At 67.8% G+C, this 538-nt stretch carries 1 protein-coding gene; it reads left to right on the top strand.

Features of this window, described 5'->3' with window-relative positions:
* A partial coding sequence (locus H489_RS29990) for a hypothetical protein (RefSeq protein WP_017887490.1) occupies positions 1–528 on the top strand: 528 nt, incomplete at its 5' end.
* Positions 529–538: the final 10 nt, after the last annotated feature.

The following is a 538-nucleotide window of genomic DNA, read 5'->3' as shown; positions in this document are numbered from 1 at the left end:
TCGGTGCCCGAGGTCCTCGGTGGCTCCACCGCCGTGAAGCTCGACTCCGGCTTCACCGACGCCCTCACCTCCCTCAAGCTCACCCCCGGCGTCTCCGGCACCGCCAAGCTCGCCGACGGGTCCGTGTCGTTCCCGATCACCGCCGGATCGGTCACCTACTGGTCCCCCGACGGCAACTACCGCCCCTACGTCCAGGGCCTGCTCAACCACGACGACTCCGGCCTGACCCTCAAGGGCGGCGACACCACCGTCACCCTCGAGAACTTCGTCGTCAACCCCGGCTCGTCCAAGCTCTACGGCGACGTCCTGGTCAACGGCAAGGTCGCCGTCAACAACGCGTTCCTGTTCGAGCTGCACGGCGGCTCCCTCAAGCCCCTCCAGCTCGAGGGCGACAACGCCATCCTGACCGGCACCACCGTCCACATCAGCGAAGACGCCGCCGGCCTGCTGAACAAGACCTTCGGCACCGACGCCGTCAAGCGCGGCCTCCTCGTCGGCACCGCCACCATCACCGCACAGATCAAGTAACACCCCCGCA

This window comes from Curtobacterium flaccumfaciens UCD-AKU, assembly GCF_000349565.1.
Classification (GTDB): Bacteria; Actinomycetota; Actinomycetes; order Actinomycetales; family Microbacteriaceae; genus Curtobacterium; species Curtobacterium poinsettiae.
This window is presented reverse-complemented; position numbering and strand designations above follow the sequence as displayed.